The organism is Endozoicomonas sp. G2_2 (assembly GCF_017744135.1).
Lineage (GTDB): Bacteria > Pseudomonadota > Gammaproteobacteria > Nevskiales > Salinisphaeraceae > Salinisphaera.
Genome location: NZ_JAGHQU010000013.1, coordinates 21,327 through 37,389, shown reverse-complemented (window position 1 = coordinate 37,389; position 16,063 = coordinate 21,327). Strand labels below are relative to the sequence as shown.

17 protein-coding genes are annotated in these 16,063 nt (G+C 66.8%); 2 read left to right on the top strand and 15 right to left on the bottom strand.

Annotation, left to right across the window (positions count from 1 at the left end; translation table 11 throughout):
- Positions 1–84: 84 nt before the first annotated feature.
- Entirely contained in the window at positions 85–918 is an 834-nt protein-coding gene (locus J7355_RS14270; protein ID WP_209063834.1) for a RibD family protein, read from the top strand.
- A 21-nt stretch (positions 919–939) separates the two neighbouring features.
- Here the strand turns inward: J7355_RS14270 and J7355_RS14265 are convergent, their stop codons facing one another.
- From J7355_RS14265 to J7355_RS14250, 4 genes are read right to left on the bottom strand one after another with little or no spacing between them, the layout of a single operon-like run.
- Positions 940–1,776, bottom strand: coding sequence for a class I SAM-dependent methyltransferase (locus tag J7355_RS14265; RefSeq protein WP_209063832.1), 837 nt, complete (start codon positions 1,774–1,776; stop codon positions 940–942).
- Complete coding sequence (locus tag J7355_RS14260) at positions 1,773–2,852, bottom strand: glycosyltransferase family 4 protein (RefSeq protein ID WP_209063830.1); 1,080 nt, start codon at positions 2,850–2,852, stop codon at positions 1,773–1,775. Before J7355_RS14260 ends, J7355_RS14265 begins: the two co-directional genes overlap by 4 nt.
- Positions 2,849–3,247: a 6-carboxytetrahydropterin synthase gene (locus J7355_RS14255; RefSeq protein ID WP_209063828.1), complete on the bottom strand. Its 399-nt coding sequence runs from the start codon at positions 3,245–3,247 to the stop codon at positions 2,849–2,851. Before J7355_RS14255 ends, J7355_RS14260 begins: the two co-directional genes overlap by 4 nt.
- Before the next feature lie 39 nt (positions 3,248–3,286).
- Positions 3,287–4,264, bottom strand: a complete 978-nt coding sequence (locus J7355_RS14250) for a zinc-binding alcohol dehydrogenase (RefSeq protein WP_209063826.1) — start codon at positions 4,262–4,264, stop codon at positions 3,287–3,289.
- 486 nt (positions 4,265–4,750) lie between these two features.
- Here J7355_RS14250 and J7355_RS14245 point away from each other — a divergent pair, with 486 nt between their 5' ends.
- Positions 4,751–5,992, top strand: coding sequence for a cyclopropane-fatty-acyl-phospholipid synthase family protein (locus tag J7355_RS14245; RefSeq protein ID WP_209063824.1), 1,242 nt, complete (start codon positions 4,751–4,753; stop codon positions 5,990–5,992).
- Here J7355_RS14245 and J7355_RS14240 read toward each other — a convergent pair.
- From J7355_RS14240 to gspE, 11 genes are all read right to left on the bottom strand, one after another.
- Complete coding sequence (locus J7355_RS14240) at positions 5,962–7,431, bottom strand: hypothetical protein (protein WP_209063823.1); 1,470 nt, start codon at positions 7,429–7,431, stop codon at positions 5,962–5,964. The two genes, J7355_RS14245 and J7355_RS14240, sit on opposite strands and share 31 nt — an antisense overlap.
- Positions 7,428–8,183 carry a type II secretion system protein N gene (locus J7355_RS14235; protein ID WP_209063821.1) on the bottom strand — a complete coding sequence of 252 codons (756 nt, stop codon included), beginning with the start codon at positions 8,181–8,183 and terminating at the stop codon, positions 7,428–7,430. Before J7355_RS14235 ends, J7355_RS14240 begins: the two co-directional genes overlap by 4 nt.
- Entirely contained in the window at positions 8,180–8,680 is a 501-nt protein-coding gene (locus J7355_RS14230; protein ID WP_209063819.1) for a type II secretion system protein M, read from the bottom strand. Before J7355_RS14230 ends, J7355_RS14235 begins: the two co-directional genes overlap by 4 nt.
- The gene (gene gspL, locus J7355_RS14225; RefSeq protein WP_209063817.1) at positions 8,677–9,885 is read right to left on the bottom strand and encodes a type II secretion system protein GspL; all 1,209 of its coding nucleotides are present in this window, start codon (positions 9,883–9,885) and stop codon (positions 8,677–8,679) included. Before gspL ends, J7355_RS14230 begins: the two co-directional genes overlap by 4 nt.
- A gap of 238 nt (positions 9,886–10,123) precedes the next feature.
- Positions 10,124–11,068, bottom strand: coding sequence for a type II secretion system minor pseudopilin GspK (gene gspK / locus J7355_RS14220; protein WP_209063815.1), 945 nt, complete (start codon positions 11,066–11,068; stop codon positions 10,124–10,126).
- Positions 11,065–11,721: a type II secretion system minor pseudopilin GspJ gene (gene gspJ / locus J7355_RS14215; protein WP_209063813.1), complete on the bottom strand. Its 657-nt coding sequence runs from the start codon at positions 11,719–11,721 to the stop codon at positions 11,065–11,067. Before gspJ ends, gspK begins: the two co-directional genes overlap by 4 nt.
- A complete protein-coding gene (gene gspI / locus J7355_RS14210) occupies positions 11,721–12,179 on the bottom strand; it encodes a type II secretion system minor pseudopilin GspI (RefSeq protein ID WP_209063812.1) in 459 nt (152 codons plus the stop codon). Before gspI ends, gspJ begins: the two co-directional genes overlap by 1 nt.
- Positions 12,176–12,730 carry a type II secretion system minor pseudopilin GspH gene (gene gspH, locus J7355_RS14205; RefSeq protein WP_209063810.1) on the bottom strand — a complete coding sequence of 185 codons (555 nt, stop codon included), beginning with the start codon at positions 12,728–12,730 and terminating at the stop codon, positions 12,176–12,178. Before gspH ends, gspI begins: the two co-directional genes overlap by 4 nt.
- Positions 12,731–12,751: 21 nt before the next feature.
- Positions 12,752–13,210 (bottom strand): type II secretion system major pseudopilin GspG, encoded by a 459-nt coding sequence (gene gspG / locus J7355_RS14200; protein ID WP_280637623.1) that lies wholly within the window; start codon positions 13,208–13,210, stop codon positions 12,752–12,754.
- A gap of 73 nt (positions 13,211–13,283) precedes the next feature.
- Positions 13,284–14,498 carry a type II secretion system inner membrane protein GspF gene (gspF, locus tag J7355_RS14195; RefSeq protein ID WP_209063808.1) on the bottom strand — a complete coding sequence of 405 codons (1,215 nt, stop codon included), beginning with the start codon at positions 14,496–14,498 and terminating at the stop codon, positions 13,284–13,286.
- A gap of 9 nt (positions 14,499–14,507) precedes the next feature.
- The gene (gene gspE, locus J7355_RS14190; protein ID WP_209063929.1) at positions 14,508–16,010 is read right to left on the bottom strand and encodes a type II secretion system ATPase GspE; all 1,503 of its coding nucleotides are present in this window, start codon (positions 16,008–16,010) and stop codon (positions 14,508–14,510) included.
- Between the last annotated feature and the right edge of the window lie 53 nt (positions 16,011–16,063).

The following is a 16,063-nucleotide window of genomic DNA, read 5'->3' as shown; positions in this document are numbered from 1 at the left end:
GTGGCGCGCGGCATTATCCTAGAGTTGCCTGCCGCGCGGCGACGCCCGCCGCATCGGATTGTCTATGCAAGCGGCGGGAGACGCATGGCTGTGATCGACGAAAGCTACGCCTGGCAATTGATTCAGGATGCACGCAGGCGCTTGCCGGCCCTGCCGGCGGTACTCGCGGCTGCTGCCGACCACGCCCCGGAACTGCACCTGGATGCGCAGTTTCGCTGGTACAGCGAGGCCGAGGTGACACCCGCGGCGGCGGCGCTTCTGGACGCGTTGCTGCCGGTGGCGTTCGGCGGCTCGCGGTTCGTGATCGCCCAGATCGGCCAGAGCCTGGACGGGCGCATCGCAACCGAGAGCGGCCACTCGCACTATGTGACCGGCGAAGCCAGCCGCGTGCATCTGCATCGTCTGCGCGCGCTGGTGGATGCCGTGGTGGTGGGTGCCGGTACGGTGGCAGCCGACGATCCACAGCTGACCGTGCGTCACGCCGAGGGTAGCAATCCCGTTCGCGTGGTGCTCGACCCCCGCGCACGCGTGAGCGGCGCGTGCAAGGTGTTTCGCGACGGTGCGGCGCCGACGTTGCATCTGGTGGGCCACCCGCATGCGGCGATCGGCCGGGGTGTCGAATGTGTCGGCATCGACGTGGGCGAAGACGGCGTGTCGCCCCAATCGATTCTGGACTGCCTGGCCGAGCGTGGCCTCACGCGGGTGTTGATCGAGGGCGGCGGTGTGACGATCTCGCGTTTTCTCCAGGCCGGGCTGCTGGATCGCCTGCATGTGGTCGTCGCGCCGCTGATCATCGGTTCGGGGCGTCCGGCCGTGTCGCTGGCGCCGATCGCGCGCCTCGACAGCGCGCTCCGGCCGCCGTGTCGCAGCCAGCCCATGGGCGCGGACATGTTCTTCGACCTCGATCTGCGCGACTAGCGATGCCCGCGGCGACCGGCGTCAGCGGGTTCCCGGCATGGCGAACAGATCCTGATGGCCGACGGCGATTCGCAGTTCGCCCGCCCGCAGCTGCCGACAGCGGCGTTCGGCCCATTGCGAGATGCGGTCACCCTCCGACGGCGACTGTTCGATCGCCGCGTCGCGCCAGCCGGTAACGAGTGCTGTTGCGACCGCGGTCTGCGCCGCGTCGTCGATAACCCAGACCGCATCGGCCGCATGTACCGTGTAGCCGGCCCGCGAAAACGCCAGCCTGATGACCCGGGGCGCGTCCGTGCCGAGGGCCGCGCCAAAGCTCTTGTCGCGGGCCTGATGCGCCTGCAGGCGTGCGAGTACCCGTGGATCCTCGGGGTCGCTTGGCTGCAGATCGATGGCGCCATCCACGCTCAGCACGAACAGGGCAGGAAGACGTCGCTGTGCGCAGGCGTCTGCCAGGCTGCCGACCCAGTCTGCGGTAACCAGATCGAACAGCGCGGATGCGGTCACCAGATCGGCGTCGTCGAGCAGCGTATGCCAGGCCGTATCGGCGAGATTCGTCTCATGCGTCTCGATTGTCGGCCGCCTGCCGTCGCGGTCGCGGCAGTTGTCGGCGCTCGCGGCGTCGAGAAGCGTTCGGTCGTGATCGAGCAGATGCCAGCGCTGCGGACCGGGTAGCCGCGGGGCGAGGTAGCGCAGGTTCGAGCCGCTGCCACAGCCCAGATCCACGATCGTCTTCTCGGCGACGGGCCCGGCGTCGAGCGCGCGGGCGGCGCGCGTCGTCAGTGACGCGTCGCGGCTGGCGTGGTCGAGCGGTTCGCGCAAGGCGAGCCAGTCGCCGGCGAAATAGGCGTGCGCGCTCATGTTCGTTGCCCCGATGTCTGGAGTGCCGCTGCGAAGGCCCGTGCGGCCTCGGGCCAGTCGCCCAGCCGCGCGCCGGCCGTCTGTGCCGCCTGGCGTGCGGCCGTGTACGCGCTGCGATCGGTCATGATCGTACGCAGCGCGGTGGCGAATGCGTCCGCGTCGCCCGGCGGCGTTGCGCGGCCGGCGCCGGCCGGCAAGGTATGGGCAAGCGCACCGCCGGTGGTCGTGACGACCGGCAGTGCGTGCGCGATCGCCTCGGTGATCACCATGCCGTAGCCCTCGTAGTGGGACGCCAGCACGAACAGGTCGGCGTCCGCATAGTGTGCGTCCAGCCGCGATTCGTCGACCGCGCCGTGGAGCGTGACGCGATCCGAAAGGCCGGCCTTGGAAATCGCGGTTTCGATCACGGCGGTGTGTTCGGGATCGCGATCGGTGGCGCCGACAAAGGCGCACTGCCAGTCCAGGTCCGCAATCCGGGCGAGCGCCTCGACGAGGATCGCGTGTCCCTTGCGCGGAATGAGTGTGGCCACGCACAGCAGTCGCCGGGGCGTGCCGGCGCTGGGTGTGCGGCGTCGCGCTTTGGCGCGGGGCGGATCTTCAACGCCGGGTTCGATCACCACGGCGTCGTTTGTGGTGAGGCCGAGCTCATGCAGGCGTTCGCGGGTAAAACGGCTGGTGGCGATGATGCACGCCGCATGCGACAGCGTCTCGGTTTCGCGTGCGCGCAGCGCATCGGCCGTTTCGATGTCGAGTCCGGTCTCGTCGCAGAGCGGGTGATGCACCAGCGCGGTGATCGAAAGTCGTGCGGCGTGGCGACCGACGACATCCGGCAGACCGCCGCCGGCGAGGCCGTCGATGACGACGCGCGATCCGGCTTCGCAGCCCGATAACGTGCGCTCGAGCGCGCGGGCGGCCTCGTCGTCCGCCAGCGGGAACCGGCCGGGCAGTTCAACCACCGCGACTCTCCAGCCGTGTGCGCGTAGTCCGGCGATGATGCGGGCGTCGTAGCGATAACCGCCGGTGGGCTGGTCGAGCGGGCCGGCGATGATGAACGTTATCGTCTGCCCGTTGTTCAAAGATCGCCTTCGAAAGTCGCCCAGGCGATATGGGATTCGGCCAGCGTGACGCGCAGTGCCGACAGATCCTTGGCGCTCTGGCCCAGATCGCCGGAACGGATGGCGGTGCGCAGGCGATCGAACACGGCCTTGGCGAGAAACTCGGTTGTGGTGTTGTGGCCGCGAAATTCGCTGGCTTCGTCGAGATTGCGCATGTTGAGTGTGGCGAGCTGTTGCTTGAGCGCCGCGCTCGCGAGGCCGATGTCGACGACCAGGTCGTCGCCGTCCAGTTCCGGCCGCATGAAGGTCACGTCCACCACATAGGTGGCGCCGTGGGTCTGCTGTGCGGGGCCGAATATCTCGCCGGTGAAGCTGTGGGCGATCATGAAATGATCGCGAACGGTCAGGCTGAACATGCAATCTCCTTGCGGCTTTGAACAGGAATCGACGAACGATCAGTCGTAGCGGATGCGCTGGCAGAGCGTGGCATCGTCCGGGTCGGCCAGGCGTGCCATGACGTCGGGCAATGTCTCGAAGGCGACGTCGGGCGCAATCAGCGCATCGAAGCGTGCATCGTTGAGCAGCGACACGGCCAGTGCCAGCCGCGAGCCGTGATCACGTCGGGGGCGGCGGCCGGGCGATACGGCGCCGACCTGACTCGACCGCAAGGTGAGTCGTTTCGAATGGAACGGCCCGCCGAGCGGCACGGTCACGGGCTGTTCGCCGTACCAGCTCATTTCGAGCACAGTGGCCTCGAAGCCGGCGAGGCCGATCGCGGTGGCGAGCCCCGCCTCGGTGGCGCTGGCATGGATGACGATGTCGCGTTCGCGCGTCGCGTGTTCGGGGGCGCGAAAGGCCACATCGAGCGCGTCGGCGAGCGCGCGTTTGCGTTCATCGATGTCCACCAGTTCCACATCGACGCCGGGCGTGCCGACCGCAAGCCCCGCGATGAGGCCACCGATCACGCCCGCGCCGATCACGGTCACGCGGTCGCCAATGCCAAGACCGGCGTCCCAGAGCGCGTTGACCGCGGTTTCCATGTTGGCGGCGAGCACTGCGCGCTCGGGCGGCACGTCGTCGGGCAGCAACACCGCCGACGCGGGGTCGATATGAAACCGCGTCTGATGTGGGTACAGACAGAAGATATGCCGCCCGAGCCAGTCCTCCGGCCCGGCTTCCACGACGCCGACGTTCGCGTAGCCGTGCTTGACCGGCCCGGGCAGTTCACCGGCCTGGAATGGCGCGCGCATTCGTGCGTACTCGCTGGCCGGCACGCGGCCGGTGTAGACCAGCGTTTCAGTGCCGCGACTGACGGCGGTGTAGCGCGTGCATACGGTCAATGCGCCGGGCGCGGGCGGCCCGAGGCGCTCTTCGGCGACAAAGCTCTCGTTGGGCGGGCGCAGCCAGAGCGCGCGGGCAGACGACGGGCTCACGGACAGCAGGGCCCGGGACTGAACAGCGAGCCGCGCAGGCATATGGCATGGGCGATGGGGACCGGCATCGGGATGCACTCCGAAGGAAATCAAGCTGACGGCATGATAGCGGTCATGGCCCGTGTTTCGAGACCCCGCCCGCGGTTACGGGCCCGTTAGCCCGTGCCGTGGCTGTGTAGCGAGTGCGTCGTCTGGCCGTGACGCTTACATATCGCAGCTTCTTGGCGGGCCAGGTCGGTCCGCAAGTCTCCTAAATTTGTGATCGTCCGCAAGCCAGCACAAACGCGAGCCAAATCAGCGCCCGGACGGCATTTTTTCAATCGTCAGTACCGCGGTGCGCCGAGCGCCCGCCGTCATCGCACGGTATGCAGTACGGGCGCACATTAACGATGTAATGTACACGTATGTGGTTTTTGGTTATGATCGATTCAGGCATGAAACGGCGGATGACGTCTTCTGCGCGTTGTCCGCGGGAGCGGGAACGTCATGAAAACGCGTTTTTTCGACCGGCTCATCAATCACGGCACCCTCGTGATTCATTATCCGGATGCCAATACCCAATTGATTGGCCAGGGATCACCCACCGCTCATATCCATCTGCGCGACCGTCGGGTGCTGGCACGGCTGCTGTCCGATCCGGAGATGGCGTTTGGCGAGGCGTATATGGACGGCGACTGGTGGCCGGGCGAAGGCGGCTTGCTGGCCCTGTTCGAACTGTATTTCGCCAACGTCGACAATTTCCGTTCCAGCCGCATTCTCGATCTGGCCCGGCACGCGCTGCGCGGGCTGCGCGAAGCCAACTCGCGGCTGCGCGCGCGCCGTAACGTCAAGCACCATTACGATATCGACCACGAGCTGTTCGAGAAATTTCTCGATGCGGACATGCAGTACTCCTGCGCCTATTTCGAGTCCGCGGAGATGGACCTGGAGGCCGCACAGCAGGCCAAGTGCCGGCATATCGCCCGCAAGCTGTGTCTGCAGCCGGGCGATCACGTGCTGGATATCGGTTGTGGCTGGGGCGGGCTGGCGCTATATCTGGCGCGCCACCACGACGTACGGGTCACGGGCCTTACGCTATCGGACGACCAGTACGGCTACGCGTGTTCGCGCGCGGCACGGGAAGGGCTGGCGGATCGGGTCAGATTCCTGCAGCAGGACTACCGGGAACACGACGGCGACTGCGCGCAGGGCTACGACGCGATCGTGAGTGTCGGCATGTTCGAGCACGTCGGGCGGCCGCAGTTTCAGGTGTTCTTCGACCAGGTGCATCGGCTGCTCAAACCCGGCGGCCGCAGTCTCATCCATACCATCGGGCGCAACGGCCCGCCGATCGAGTCCACCCAGGGCTGGATCGAGAAATACATCTTCCCGGGCGGCTACATTCCGTCCCTGTCCGAAGTCGCGCCCTGCGTCGAGCACACCGGCATGAGCCTGTCGGACCTGGAGATCTGGCGGCTGCACTACGCGCGTACGCTGGACTGCTGGAATCGGCGTTTTCAGCATCATCGCGACGCCTTTCGCGAGCGTCTCGGCGAGCGGTTCTGTCGGATGTGGGAGTTCTATCTGCTCGGTTGCCAGGCGATCTTTCGCTGGGGTGAACTGGTGGTGTTCCATATCCAGCTGGCGCACGAAAACGATACCGTGCCGGTGACCCGCGATTATCTCTACAAGAATCTGGCGGCCGCGCCGCGCCGGATTCAGGAAAACGAGTTCGAACGCACCGGGTAGACCACGCGACCGCGCAGCAGGTCGATCACGGCGCCGGTCAGAAACAGCACCGTACACAGGGCAAGACCCCAGACGTTGATGCCCAGCGTCTGCGCGTAAGGGCCGGTGCCGAGATGAACCCAGTCGGGAATCGTGGGCAGATCGGCAAGCTTCTGTAGTGCCAGTAGCAAACCGATCAGCACGCCGGGCCAGAGCGCGAGGTGAAAAGACAGGGTGCCGGCCGGGCGAACCCAGGCCAGCAGAAAGATCGGCGCGAGGCCCATGATCGCGGTACCGCTGATGGTGGTGGCGGCGATGACCGCCGGGCCGACGCCGTCGATATAGAACGACAGCAATGGCAGGTTGCCCAACAGCGCGATGATCCACATCGCCCGGCGCCCGCGCGCCTGGTCGTCGAGCGTCGGCACCGCGCGGGCGATCCGCCAGTCGCGGGCGCCGAACTTCGCCGTGGACGCGAAGGTGGAGTCGAGCGTCGACCCGGCACTGGCCAGCATCACGGCGTTGAACAGCAGCAGCATGCCCAGGCCGAGCGCCATGGGGATGGCGATCGCGACCGAGGGCGCCGGATCGATACCGTTGACCAGTGCATACAGGCCCGCGACGCTGAAGCCGGCGATGAGTGTGCCGCCGAGCAGCGCGGCGAGTACGAAGCTGGCGACCATCTTCAGCGGCGGGCTCACGAAGGCGCGGTCGGTGAGTACCGGGTCGTGAAAACCGTAGGACAGCGTCTGCACCAGTGCGAGTATGAAAAAGGTGATGCCGCCCGCGACCATGTCGGGACGCAGGCCGCCGTTGGCGACGCTCGGCACGCCGCTGGCCGCCACACCGGGCGCCAGTACCGTCAGCGTGATGACCAGCAGAAGCGCGATCAGCAGCATCTGGATGGCGTCGGTCACGATCGACGAGCGCAGACCGCCGCGTCGGCTGTAGTAGAGCGTGAGACCGGCAAAGGCCAGGGCGGCCAGCCAGTAGCCGACGCTGCCTTCCGCGCCGAAATACAACGCGGCGACCTTGGTGTTGGACCAGACCTCGTTGAACAGACGAATGCCGATCACGACCAGGAACAGCCGCGTCGCCGGCAGGCCGTATTTACGGCCCAGAAAGGCGGCGAGCGAGGTGTCGCCGCCGCGTGTACGGATGAAGTAGACCGCGATGGCCACCACCACGAAGGCCAGCCAGTAGGCGGCATAGCCGATACCGCCCCACCAGCCGAAGGCGACCGTCAGGTTCATGGCGTTGTCGACACTCTTGGCCATCACCCAGGACACGGCCGCCGAAGCGCCAAGCAACCAGATTCCCGGCGCGCGACCCTGCAACGAGTGGCCGCCGAAGAACGCCATTGGGCCGGCACGGCCCGGCGTGGCGCGCAGCACCATCACCGCATAGCCGAGAAACACCAGCCACGGCAGCGACAGCCAGGCCGCTGGTGTCAGGCTCACAGCCGTCCTTGTTCGCGTACGCGATGCCAGCCTTCGTCGTCGGCCTTGCCGAGCTGGTCGAGCATCGACCCGAGCCGCTGGTCCGCGCCGGCCCGCGCGCGCAGCGCCGCTTCCATGCGATAGCGGCGGCTATTGTCGATCGTGATCTGCCCGTCGAGCGCGAGCGGGCCACTGCTGTCGACCACCGTCAGTTGCACGCCTTCCTCGGTATTCGTGAGCGCGGTCGTGACCTGGCCGAGCTGAACCGGGGGGTTGAGCAGTTCCCAGCGGGTATTGCCGAGCCGGATCTGGCCGGAGAGGGCATCGAACTGCAGCGTGTCGTCGAACGCGGCGCGTTCGATATCCACGTTGATATCACCGGAGAGCGGCAGGAACGTATAGCCGCCCAGCTTGGCGAGCCAGCCCGCCGAGGCGCTGCCGGTGACGTTCTCCAGGGTGGTCGCGCCGAACAGCGACCGCGACACCTCGGCGCTGAAGCCGTTGATATCGGAGTCGATCCGGATATCCGCGCTCAGCCGCCCGATCAGCAGCGCCGCGGGATGCAGCGTCCACTGCAGATTCTCGACCGCACCGCCGGGCCCGGACGCATAGCTGGCCTGGCCCGCGAATACGGTCCCGGTCACACCGCCCAGCGAGACCGGCGCCATCTGTTCCGCCCAGCCGGCGGCGACACGGCCCGGCAGAAAGGCGACCAGGCCGATCACGAAGGCGACAAGACCGATCGCGCCGTAGCGCAGGATGCGTGCATTCATGCGGCGCCTCGCGACAGGGTCATGCGCGCCTGAACCGTGCCCGATTCCTCGTCGCGCGTGACCGTCATCTGGCTGGCGGCGACGCCGTAGTCGCGCTGCAGACTGCGCAGCCAGAAAAGCATCTGGTTGAAATTGGCCTTCTCGAGCGTGACCGTCGCCTGATCGTCGTCATCGGGCTGTATCCGGCGCACGGCCTCGCCGAGACCGTTCTCCCGGCTGGTGGCGTCGACAATGGACAGCAGCGAATCGTTGCGGCCCTGAATCTGGCGCCGCGTGTCGCTGGCCTGCAGCAGCCGCGCTTCGTCGCGAATGCCGAGCACCCAGCGTGTTTCCTCCGCCTGGGCGTTCAGGCGAATCCGGCCTTCGGTAACGCTGCTGTCGAGCGGCACCCATATGGCGTAATAGAACAGCGCGAATGCCACCGCGATCGCGCCGGCGATCACGGCGATGCGCTCGCGGGGCGCAAGACCGTCGTACCACTGTCGCAGCGCGTTCATACGGCTTCTCCGGTCACGCTGGCGCGGATCTGCACGCCGTCCGCTGCGGCGTCCGCGCTTTCCACGTTGAGCGCGGCACCGCGCTGACGGGCAAAGCCGGCACGCAACGCCTCGAGCGATTGCACGCTGTCGCCGCGCAGGCTCAGGTACAGCGCGCCGTCGCGATACTGCATGGACTGAATAGTGAGATCGCCGGCCTGACCGGTAACCTCGGCCGTGGCCTGCAATAATGGGAACATGCCGCCGCTGCCGCCCGAGCCGCGCAGAGCGCGAATGTTCTGCTCGGCCTGTACGCGCAGATCGTTGATCGTGCGTACGTTGGGAAAGGCCTCGCGAAACGCGGTCTCGCTCTGTGCTTCGAGGGTATCGATGCGTTGATGCAGCTGCCAGCTCTCGATCCCGCGCGCGGCGAGCGCCACCAGCAACCAGGCGGCGGCCAGGCCGGCGGTCAACTTGAAAGGCTGCCACCATGCCTGCATGGCCGAGGCCCGGGCGAACGTGCCCTGGCGCAGGTTGATCGCGCGCTGCGTGTCGGCATGCGCGAGCAGTCTTGCGAGCAGCGCATCGGGATCGGGGTGGCCGACCTGTTCGATATCCGGAGCGGGCTCGAAACGCAGCTCGTCGACCAGGGCGCGGGCTTGGCTATCGTTGTCGCTGGCGTGGAGCACCACGTGCTCGGGTGGCGTACAGCCGCCGGCAAGCGTGGGCCACAGGCCGCGCTCGCAGGCGAAGCCATGCAGGGTATCGGTCCGCGTGATCACGCGGTCGCCGATCATGGCGACCGACCAGCTCTCGGCACCGGTGTCGGGCAGGGCGAACATGTCCGGCAGCAGTTGCACGACATCCAGTCCCGCGTCGCGGCAGGCATCGAGCGTGGACTGAACCAGCGCGCGCTCGACGACCAGCACGGGCGTTTCGCCGTCGGCTTCGGCACGCGGGGCGAGGGCGAAGTGCAGATCGTCCACGCGGGAAACCAGCCGGTCTTCCAGGGCGAAACTCGCGGCCTGAAGCCGGCGACGGGCCTGGCGAATGGGGGGCAGGGCAACGCGGGTGAGAAGGATGTCCTCGCCCGGCATCAGCACCGTGGTCTCTCGACCGTCGGCGGCCGTGGCGGCGTCGCGCAGCGTGCCGCGCACGAGTTCCTCGGCCGCGTTCAGCCACGCTGCCTGCTCGCCGTCGAAATACACGATGAATCGTTCGGACACGAAACTGCTACCCCCGGTGTTCGGGCCGGCCGCCTGTCGTGCCGACGACAGGGCGGCGCCGTGCGCGATTGCCGGCCGGCGCCCAGTCTACCCTAAGCAAACCGCCTTGAAATAAGGTGTTGCATCCGACGCTGCGAGCATTGAATTCCCCGCCGCATGCGTTAACGGGGCGGGCATGCCGCATGCCGTGTGTGCCCGTGCCGCGGGTGGGCGAGCCGGTGTGCAGGATCGTCATGGCTCAGTCCACGTTGGTGCTGTGGCGTACGGTACGTACCGCACCGTTGTCGGCGCGTTCGAGCACGCTGAAAAACTGGATCTGGGCGCGGTCGACGGTGATCTGGCCGGTGGCCATGAAATAGTTCGTGATCACGCTCAACCGTCCGGAGTCGATCTGACGGCCCGCCAGCGCCGGATCCTGGAGAAACGCATCGACCGATTCCCAGGGCTCGTCGGCCCGCGATTCCACCAGCGACTCGCCGGTGGTGGGCGGCAGTTCCGGCGCGATCGTGGCCAGGACCGGCGCGGGCGCGGTATTCACGTTGATGGCGGTGACTTCGGGCAGTGCGCAGATATAGGGCGCGAGGGCGGCGTAGAGCGCCGGCGTCATGCCCTTGACCATGCGCAGTTCGCTGGCGCTGGACATCTGCGTATTGGCCACGCGATAAGCCGGCGACAGGCCGAGGTAGTAGTCGTCCTCGGCGCCGTCGGGCAGCGTCGGGTTGATGTCGGCATCGATCCAGTCGCGCACGGAGGCCGCGATCGTGCGTGCGGTGACCTGGTCGGTGTCGCCGACCAGCTCCACCAGTCGCTGGAGCTGTTCCTGGGCCGCATCGGCGTCGCTTCCGGAGAGATTGTTGAGGTTGAAACGCCCCTGCAGGTCGATCACCTGGCCTTGCAGCGCGCCGCCATCCAGGGGTAGATAATCCACGGGCTGCGCCCAGGGCTCGTCGAGGCTGTCGATGTCGGTGAACTCGGCGTCCTGGCGCAGCAGCTTGCCGAGCCAGTTCTCGATGCCGACCGCGTACCACCAGGCCTGCTCCGACTGCCAGATGTTGCCGCTGCGATGCAGGGCAAGGTTCATCTGCGAGAGCATGCCCGCCCCGATGATCGCCACCAGCGAGACGATCAGCATGGCGGTCAGCAGGGCGACGCCCCGTTCGTGATGCACGGCGCGCACCGTCACTTCTCGGCTCCCGGGACCATGAACACCAGCCGCAGGTCGCCCCATTCGGGGGTGGTCACGCGCAGCTCTATGGCCAATGGCGGCGCATAGCGTTGTGCCTGCTGGGCGGCGCCGGTCGTCGGGTCCACGGTGGGAATGGCGCCGGGTGCGGCATCGACGGGCCAGCGGTCGCGCCATTCGCGATCGCCGTCGAGAAAGCGCCATTCGAGATCGGACACGTCCTCCAGCAGGGTCGATTCGACGGGCGCGCTGTCCTGCGCCTGATCGAGTACCCGCCAGTAGGCCCGAACCAGGTTGTCGTCCTCGTCGATGCGATACGCGACGCGCTGAAGACTGCTGCGGATGTCGCCGAGCGGATTGCGCCAGCCGTTACGGGTGAACTGGAGGCCGAGATCCGGACTGCCGGTAATCGCCGGCTGGCTGTCGCCGAAGCTGTCGCGCACCGGGCGGTCGACGATCTGTTCGATGTCCTGGCGCATTCGCCAGACCGCCATCTGCAGCGTCTTGCTGCGCTCCAGCGCGGCGGTCACCGTTTCGCGCGTCGAGATAACCGACGACAGGCCGCCATAGGCCATCGCCGCCATGACCACGAATACCGCGATCGCGATCAGCAGCTCGATGAGCGTGAAACCGGCCTGTTGTCGGCTCGCCATCAGAAGCTCGAACCGTAATCGGCGGCATCGTTGGCGCTCGCTTCGGCCGCGTTGTCGCCCGGGGCGTTCACCGGATCGATATGCTGGGTGACGAAGCCGCTGAGCAATGCCGTCGACTCTGGCTCCGGATCGCCGCTGTTGGTGTCGATCCGGAAAACTCGCAGGTCGATGCGGCGCACGTCCGGGTCCGGGGATTCGGAAATCTCGGCGACCCAGCGCCAGTCGCTACCGCCCATTTCGGTATCACCGTCCTCGGTGCCGGTGTCGGGCCATTGTTCGGCAATCTGGTACTGGACGAGCTGGTTGCGTGCGACCCACTGGGCCAGGGTGCGATCGTGGATGTAGCGGGCATAGTCCGCGTAACGCGCGCCGCCGGAGATGAACGCGCCCAGCGCGAGCGCCAGTATTGCGGTCGCCACCAGGACCTCGATGAGGGTGAAACCGCGCTGCCGATTCATCGTCGCCCCTCGATGCGTGTCAGTTCGAGGGTACCGGCGGCTTCGCCGACGAGGCGATAGCGGTGTTCGACGTCAGGCGAGAACAGCTCGAGCTCGAACGGGATCATTTCGCCGCTGGACAAAAAGACCGCCTCCGGCCGCACCACGTCCTCCTCGTCCTCATCCTCGTCGGGCTGGACCAGCTGGGGCGTGTCGTCGTCGCGGGCGATCAGCGCGATCACCAGTCCCTCGCCGAGTTCGCGCGGCCGCAGCGGCGTGTCCGTACCGGCGAGCGGCTGCCAGCCGTCGTCGCCGAGGCGCAGGAAGCGATAGCCGCCGCGTGTAATGTCGAGTCCGATTTCGCGACCGTAGAGGATCGCGTCGTCGGCGGCCGTCGTGGCCAGCGCTTCCAGTCGTTTCGCTTCGGTATCCAGCCGGTCCGCAGGGCCGGTGGGATTGATCGACAGGGACACGAAAGCCATGACCACGCCGATGATCAGGGCAACGACCAGCACTTCGACGAGCGTGAACCCGGTCTGTGCCCGACGCTGATGATGCCGCGGTTGACGCATGTCTTACGCGCGGCGCGCGGGCTAGCTGTCGAGCGCCCAGTTGCCGATGTCCGCGTCGCTTTCCTCGCCGCCGGGACGGCCGTCGCGGCCCAGCGTGTAGACGTCGATCTCGCCATGCTCACCGGGGTTGCGATAGTGGTAGGTTTCGCCCCAGGGGTCGGTCGGGATACGGTCGAGATAGCCGCCGGATTTCCAGTTGCGCGGCTCGGGCTGCGTAGTCGGCTTGTCGACCAGCGCGGCGAGGCCCTGCTCGGTGGTGGGATAACGGAAGTTGTCCAAGCGATAGAGCTTGAGCGCGCTCTCCACCGCGCGGATGTCCTGGCGCGCCTTGGCGACGCGTGCGGCATCCGGGCGGTCGATGATGTTGGGCACCACGATGGCGGCCAGGATGCCGAGGATCACCACCACGACCATGATCTCGATGAGCGTGAAGCCGCGCTGCGTGGCGCGAGCGCCTGCGGTAAGACCCTGTCGCATCATATTGTTATCTCCTGCGGATGACGTATCCGAATAGTGTAAGCCGGGCGCGCGAAGACCGGCGCCGGGCCGTTGATTATTTGACCAGCTGGTTCAGGTTGAACACCGGCAGCAGGATCGCGAGCACGATGATCAGTACGAGTCCGCCCATGGCCAGGATGACCGCGGGCCCCAGAATACCCATCACCCCTTGCCGGAGTGTTTCCACCTCGCGTTCCTGATGTTCCGCCGCGCGGCCGAGCATCATGTCCAGTTCGCCGGAAATCTCGCCGTTGGCGATCATGTGCAGCGTGATCGGCGGAAACAGACGCTCGCGCCCCAGGGCCCGGTGAATGGCGTCGCCCTCTCGAACACGCGCCGATGCGCGCTTGATCGCATCGCGCATGGGCAGGTTGGTGACCACGTCCGCGCCGATGGTCATCGCGTCGAGCGCGGGGACGCCGCTGCGGGTGAGAATCGACAGCGTGCGCGTGAAACGCGCCGTGTTCACGCCGCGCGCGAAGCGTCCGATCAGCGGCAGCTGCAGAACCCGCGACTGGACCACGCGCTTGAAGGCCGGCCGACGCATGCCGTAGATGAACCCCGTGACGCAGGCGCCGAGAATCAGCGCCAGCAACCAGCCCCAGTAGCGCAGGAAATCACTGACCGCGATAAGCCCGGTGGTCAGCGGCGGCAGGTCGGCGTTGACGCTTTCGAAGACTTCCACGAGATCGGGCACGACCGTGGCGAGCAGCGCGATGACGATACCGATGGCCACGACCGACAGGAATGCCGGATAGATCATGGCCGCCAGGACCTTCTGGCGCATGGACTGCTGATCCTCGACGTAGTCGGCCAGCCCGGTGAGCACTTCGTCGATCCGCCCGGACTGTTCGCCGGCCGCCGTGGTTGCCCGATAAAGCTCGTCGAAGCTGTTCGGGAAATGGCCCAGGGCATCGGCAAGCGTATGGCCCTCGACCACCTGCGAGCGCACGCCGACGATGATGCGCTGCACCTTGTCGCTATCCGTCTGTTCGGCGACCGCCTTGAGTGCCTCCTCCATCGGCAGGCCGGCGTGGGTGAGCGTTGCGAGTTGGCGCGTGAACAGGGACAGTTCGGTGACGCTGATACCGCGCGAGAACGAAAACCCGCGCGCGCGGCCGCTCTTGCGGTCGGCGACTTCGTGCACCTCGATGGGCGTGAGGCCCTGATCGCGCAACTGCGCGCGAATGGCGCGCGCGGCATCGCCCTCGAGCACGCCTTTCTTTTCGCGCCCGCGGGGGTCGAGCGCGGTGTATTCGTAAGCGCCCAAGGCTAGGCTCTAACTCTCACGGGTCACGCGCAGCACTTCTTCGAGCGTCGTGTTGCCCGCCAGGACGTTGGCAATGCCGTCGGCGCGAATGCTCGGCGTGGTCTTGCGCGCGTGGCGTTCCAGCGCCTGCTCGGACACCTGCTCGTGAATGAGATTGCGCATCTCGTCGTCGACCACCACAAGCTCGTAGACGCCGGTACGCCCGCGAAAACCGGACTGGTTGCAGGCTTCGCAGCCGGCCGGCTTGTGCAGAATCGGCGGATCCTCGGGATCGGCGTGCAGCAGCTCGCATTCGCGTCGGTTGGCGACATACGATTCGCGGCAGTCCTTGCACAGCGTGCGCACGAGCCGCTGCGCCATGATGCCGATGAGGCTCGAGGACAGCAGGAAGGGTTCGACCCCCATGTCGCGCAGGCGCGCGATCGCGCCCACGGCCGTGTTGGTATGCAGGGTCGAAAACACCAGATGGCCGGTGAGTGACGCCTGCACCGCGATTTCCGCGGTTTCCAGGTCGCGAATTTCGCCGATCATCACCACGTCCGGATCCTGGCGCAGGATGGCGCGCAGCCCGCGCGCAAAGCTCATGTCGACCTTGGAGTTCACCTGCGTCTGGCCGATGCCGTCGAGGTAGTACTCGATCGGGTCCTCGACGGTCATGATGTTGCGGGTGCGGTCGTTGATCCGGGTCAGGCCAGCGTACAGGGTCGTGGTCTTGCCGGAGCCGGTCGGGCCGGTGACGAGCATGATGCCGTGCGGCTTGTGGATCAGCGCGTCGATGCCCTCGAGAGTTTCCTCGGGCATGCCCAGCTGTGGCAAGTCGAGACGGCCGGCCTGCTTGTCCAGCAGTCGCATCACCACGCGCTCGCCGTTGCCCGACGGGATGGTCGAGACGCGCACGTCCACCGGCCGGCCCGCGATGCGCACCGAGATGCGTCCGTCCTGCGGGATACGCTTTTCGGCGATATCCAGCTTGGCCATCACTTTCACGCGGGAGATCAGGCGCGGGGCGAGCTGGCGGGGCGGGCTGAGTACTTCACGCAGCACACCGTCGACACGAAAACGAACCGTCAGCCGCGACTCGAACGGCTCGATATGAATATCGGACGCGTTCTCCTTGATCGCTTCCGTGAGCAGCGCGTTGATCAGCCGGATGATCGGCGCGTCGTCGGACGACTCGAGCAGGTCGGCGGGTTCGGACAGTGCGCGTGCGGCATCCGAGAGATCCATTTCCTCATCCATGCCTTCGACGATCTGCATGGACTCGTTGGCCTTGCCCTCGTAGTCGTTCTGCAGCAGCGCGTCGAAGGAGCCGGCATCCACGCGGTGTATTTCAAGCGGGCGCTTGCAGTAGCGGCGGACCTCGGAGAGCGCGGTCTGGTTGACCGGGGCGCGAACCGTCACTTCGATGGCGCCGTCGTGTTCGGCGCCGAGCATGATGCCGTGGCGCTTGGCAAAGGCGAACGGAAGGCGATCGACGCCGCCCGGCCCGGCGGTTGGCGCGGGCGCGGCCATGTCGTCGGCGATCGGTTCGAGGCTGAGCGTTTCGAGATTGTCGCTCATGTGCT

Coding starts and splice junctions, on each gene's coding strand:
- J7355_RS14235 (WP_209063821.1), bottom strand. CDS start 8,183: ATGAATGCACGCATCCTGCGCTACGGCGCGATCGGTCTTGTCGCCTTC.
- J7355_RS14230 (WP_209063819.1), bottom strand. CDS start 8,680: ATGAACGCGCTGCGACAGTGGTACGACGGTCTTGCGCCCCGCGAGCGC.
- J7355_RS14255 (WP_209063828.1), bottom strand. CDS start 3,247: ATGTTCAGCCTGACCGTTCGCGATCATTTCATGATCGCCCACAGCTTC.
- gspI (WP_209063812.1), bottom strand. CDS start 12,179: ATGAATCGGCAGCGCGGTTTCACCCTCATCGAGGTCCTGGTGGCGACC.
- gspJ (WP_209063813.1), bottom strand. CDS start 11,721: ATGGCGAGCCGACAACAGGCCGGTTTCACGCTCATCGAGCTGCTGATC.
- gspH (WP_209063810.1), bottom strand. CDS start 12,730: ATGCGTCAACCGCGGCATCATCAGCGTCGGGCACAGACCGGGTTCACG.
- J7355_RS14265 (WP_209063832.1), bottom strand. CDS start 1,776: ATGAGCGCGCACGCCTATTTCGCCGGCGACTGGCTCGCCTTGCGCGAA.
- gspG (WP_280637623.1), bottom strand. CDS start 13,210: ATGATGCGACAGGGTCTTACCGCAGGCGCTCGCGCCACGCAGCGCGGC.
- J7355_RS14245 (WP_209063824.1), top strand. CDS start 4,751: ATGAAAACGCGTTTTTTCGACCGGCTCATCAATCACGGCACCCTCGTG.
- J7355_RS14270 (WP_209063834.1), top strand. CDS start 85: ATGGCTGTGATCGACGAAAGCTACGCCTGGCAATTGATTCAGGATGCA.
- gspE (WP_209063929.1), bottom strand. CDS start 16,010: ATGGCCGCGCCCGCGCCAACCGCCGGGCCGGGCGGCGTCGATCGCCTT.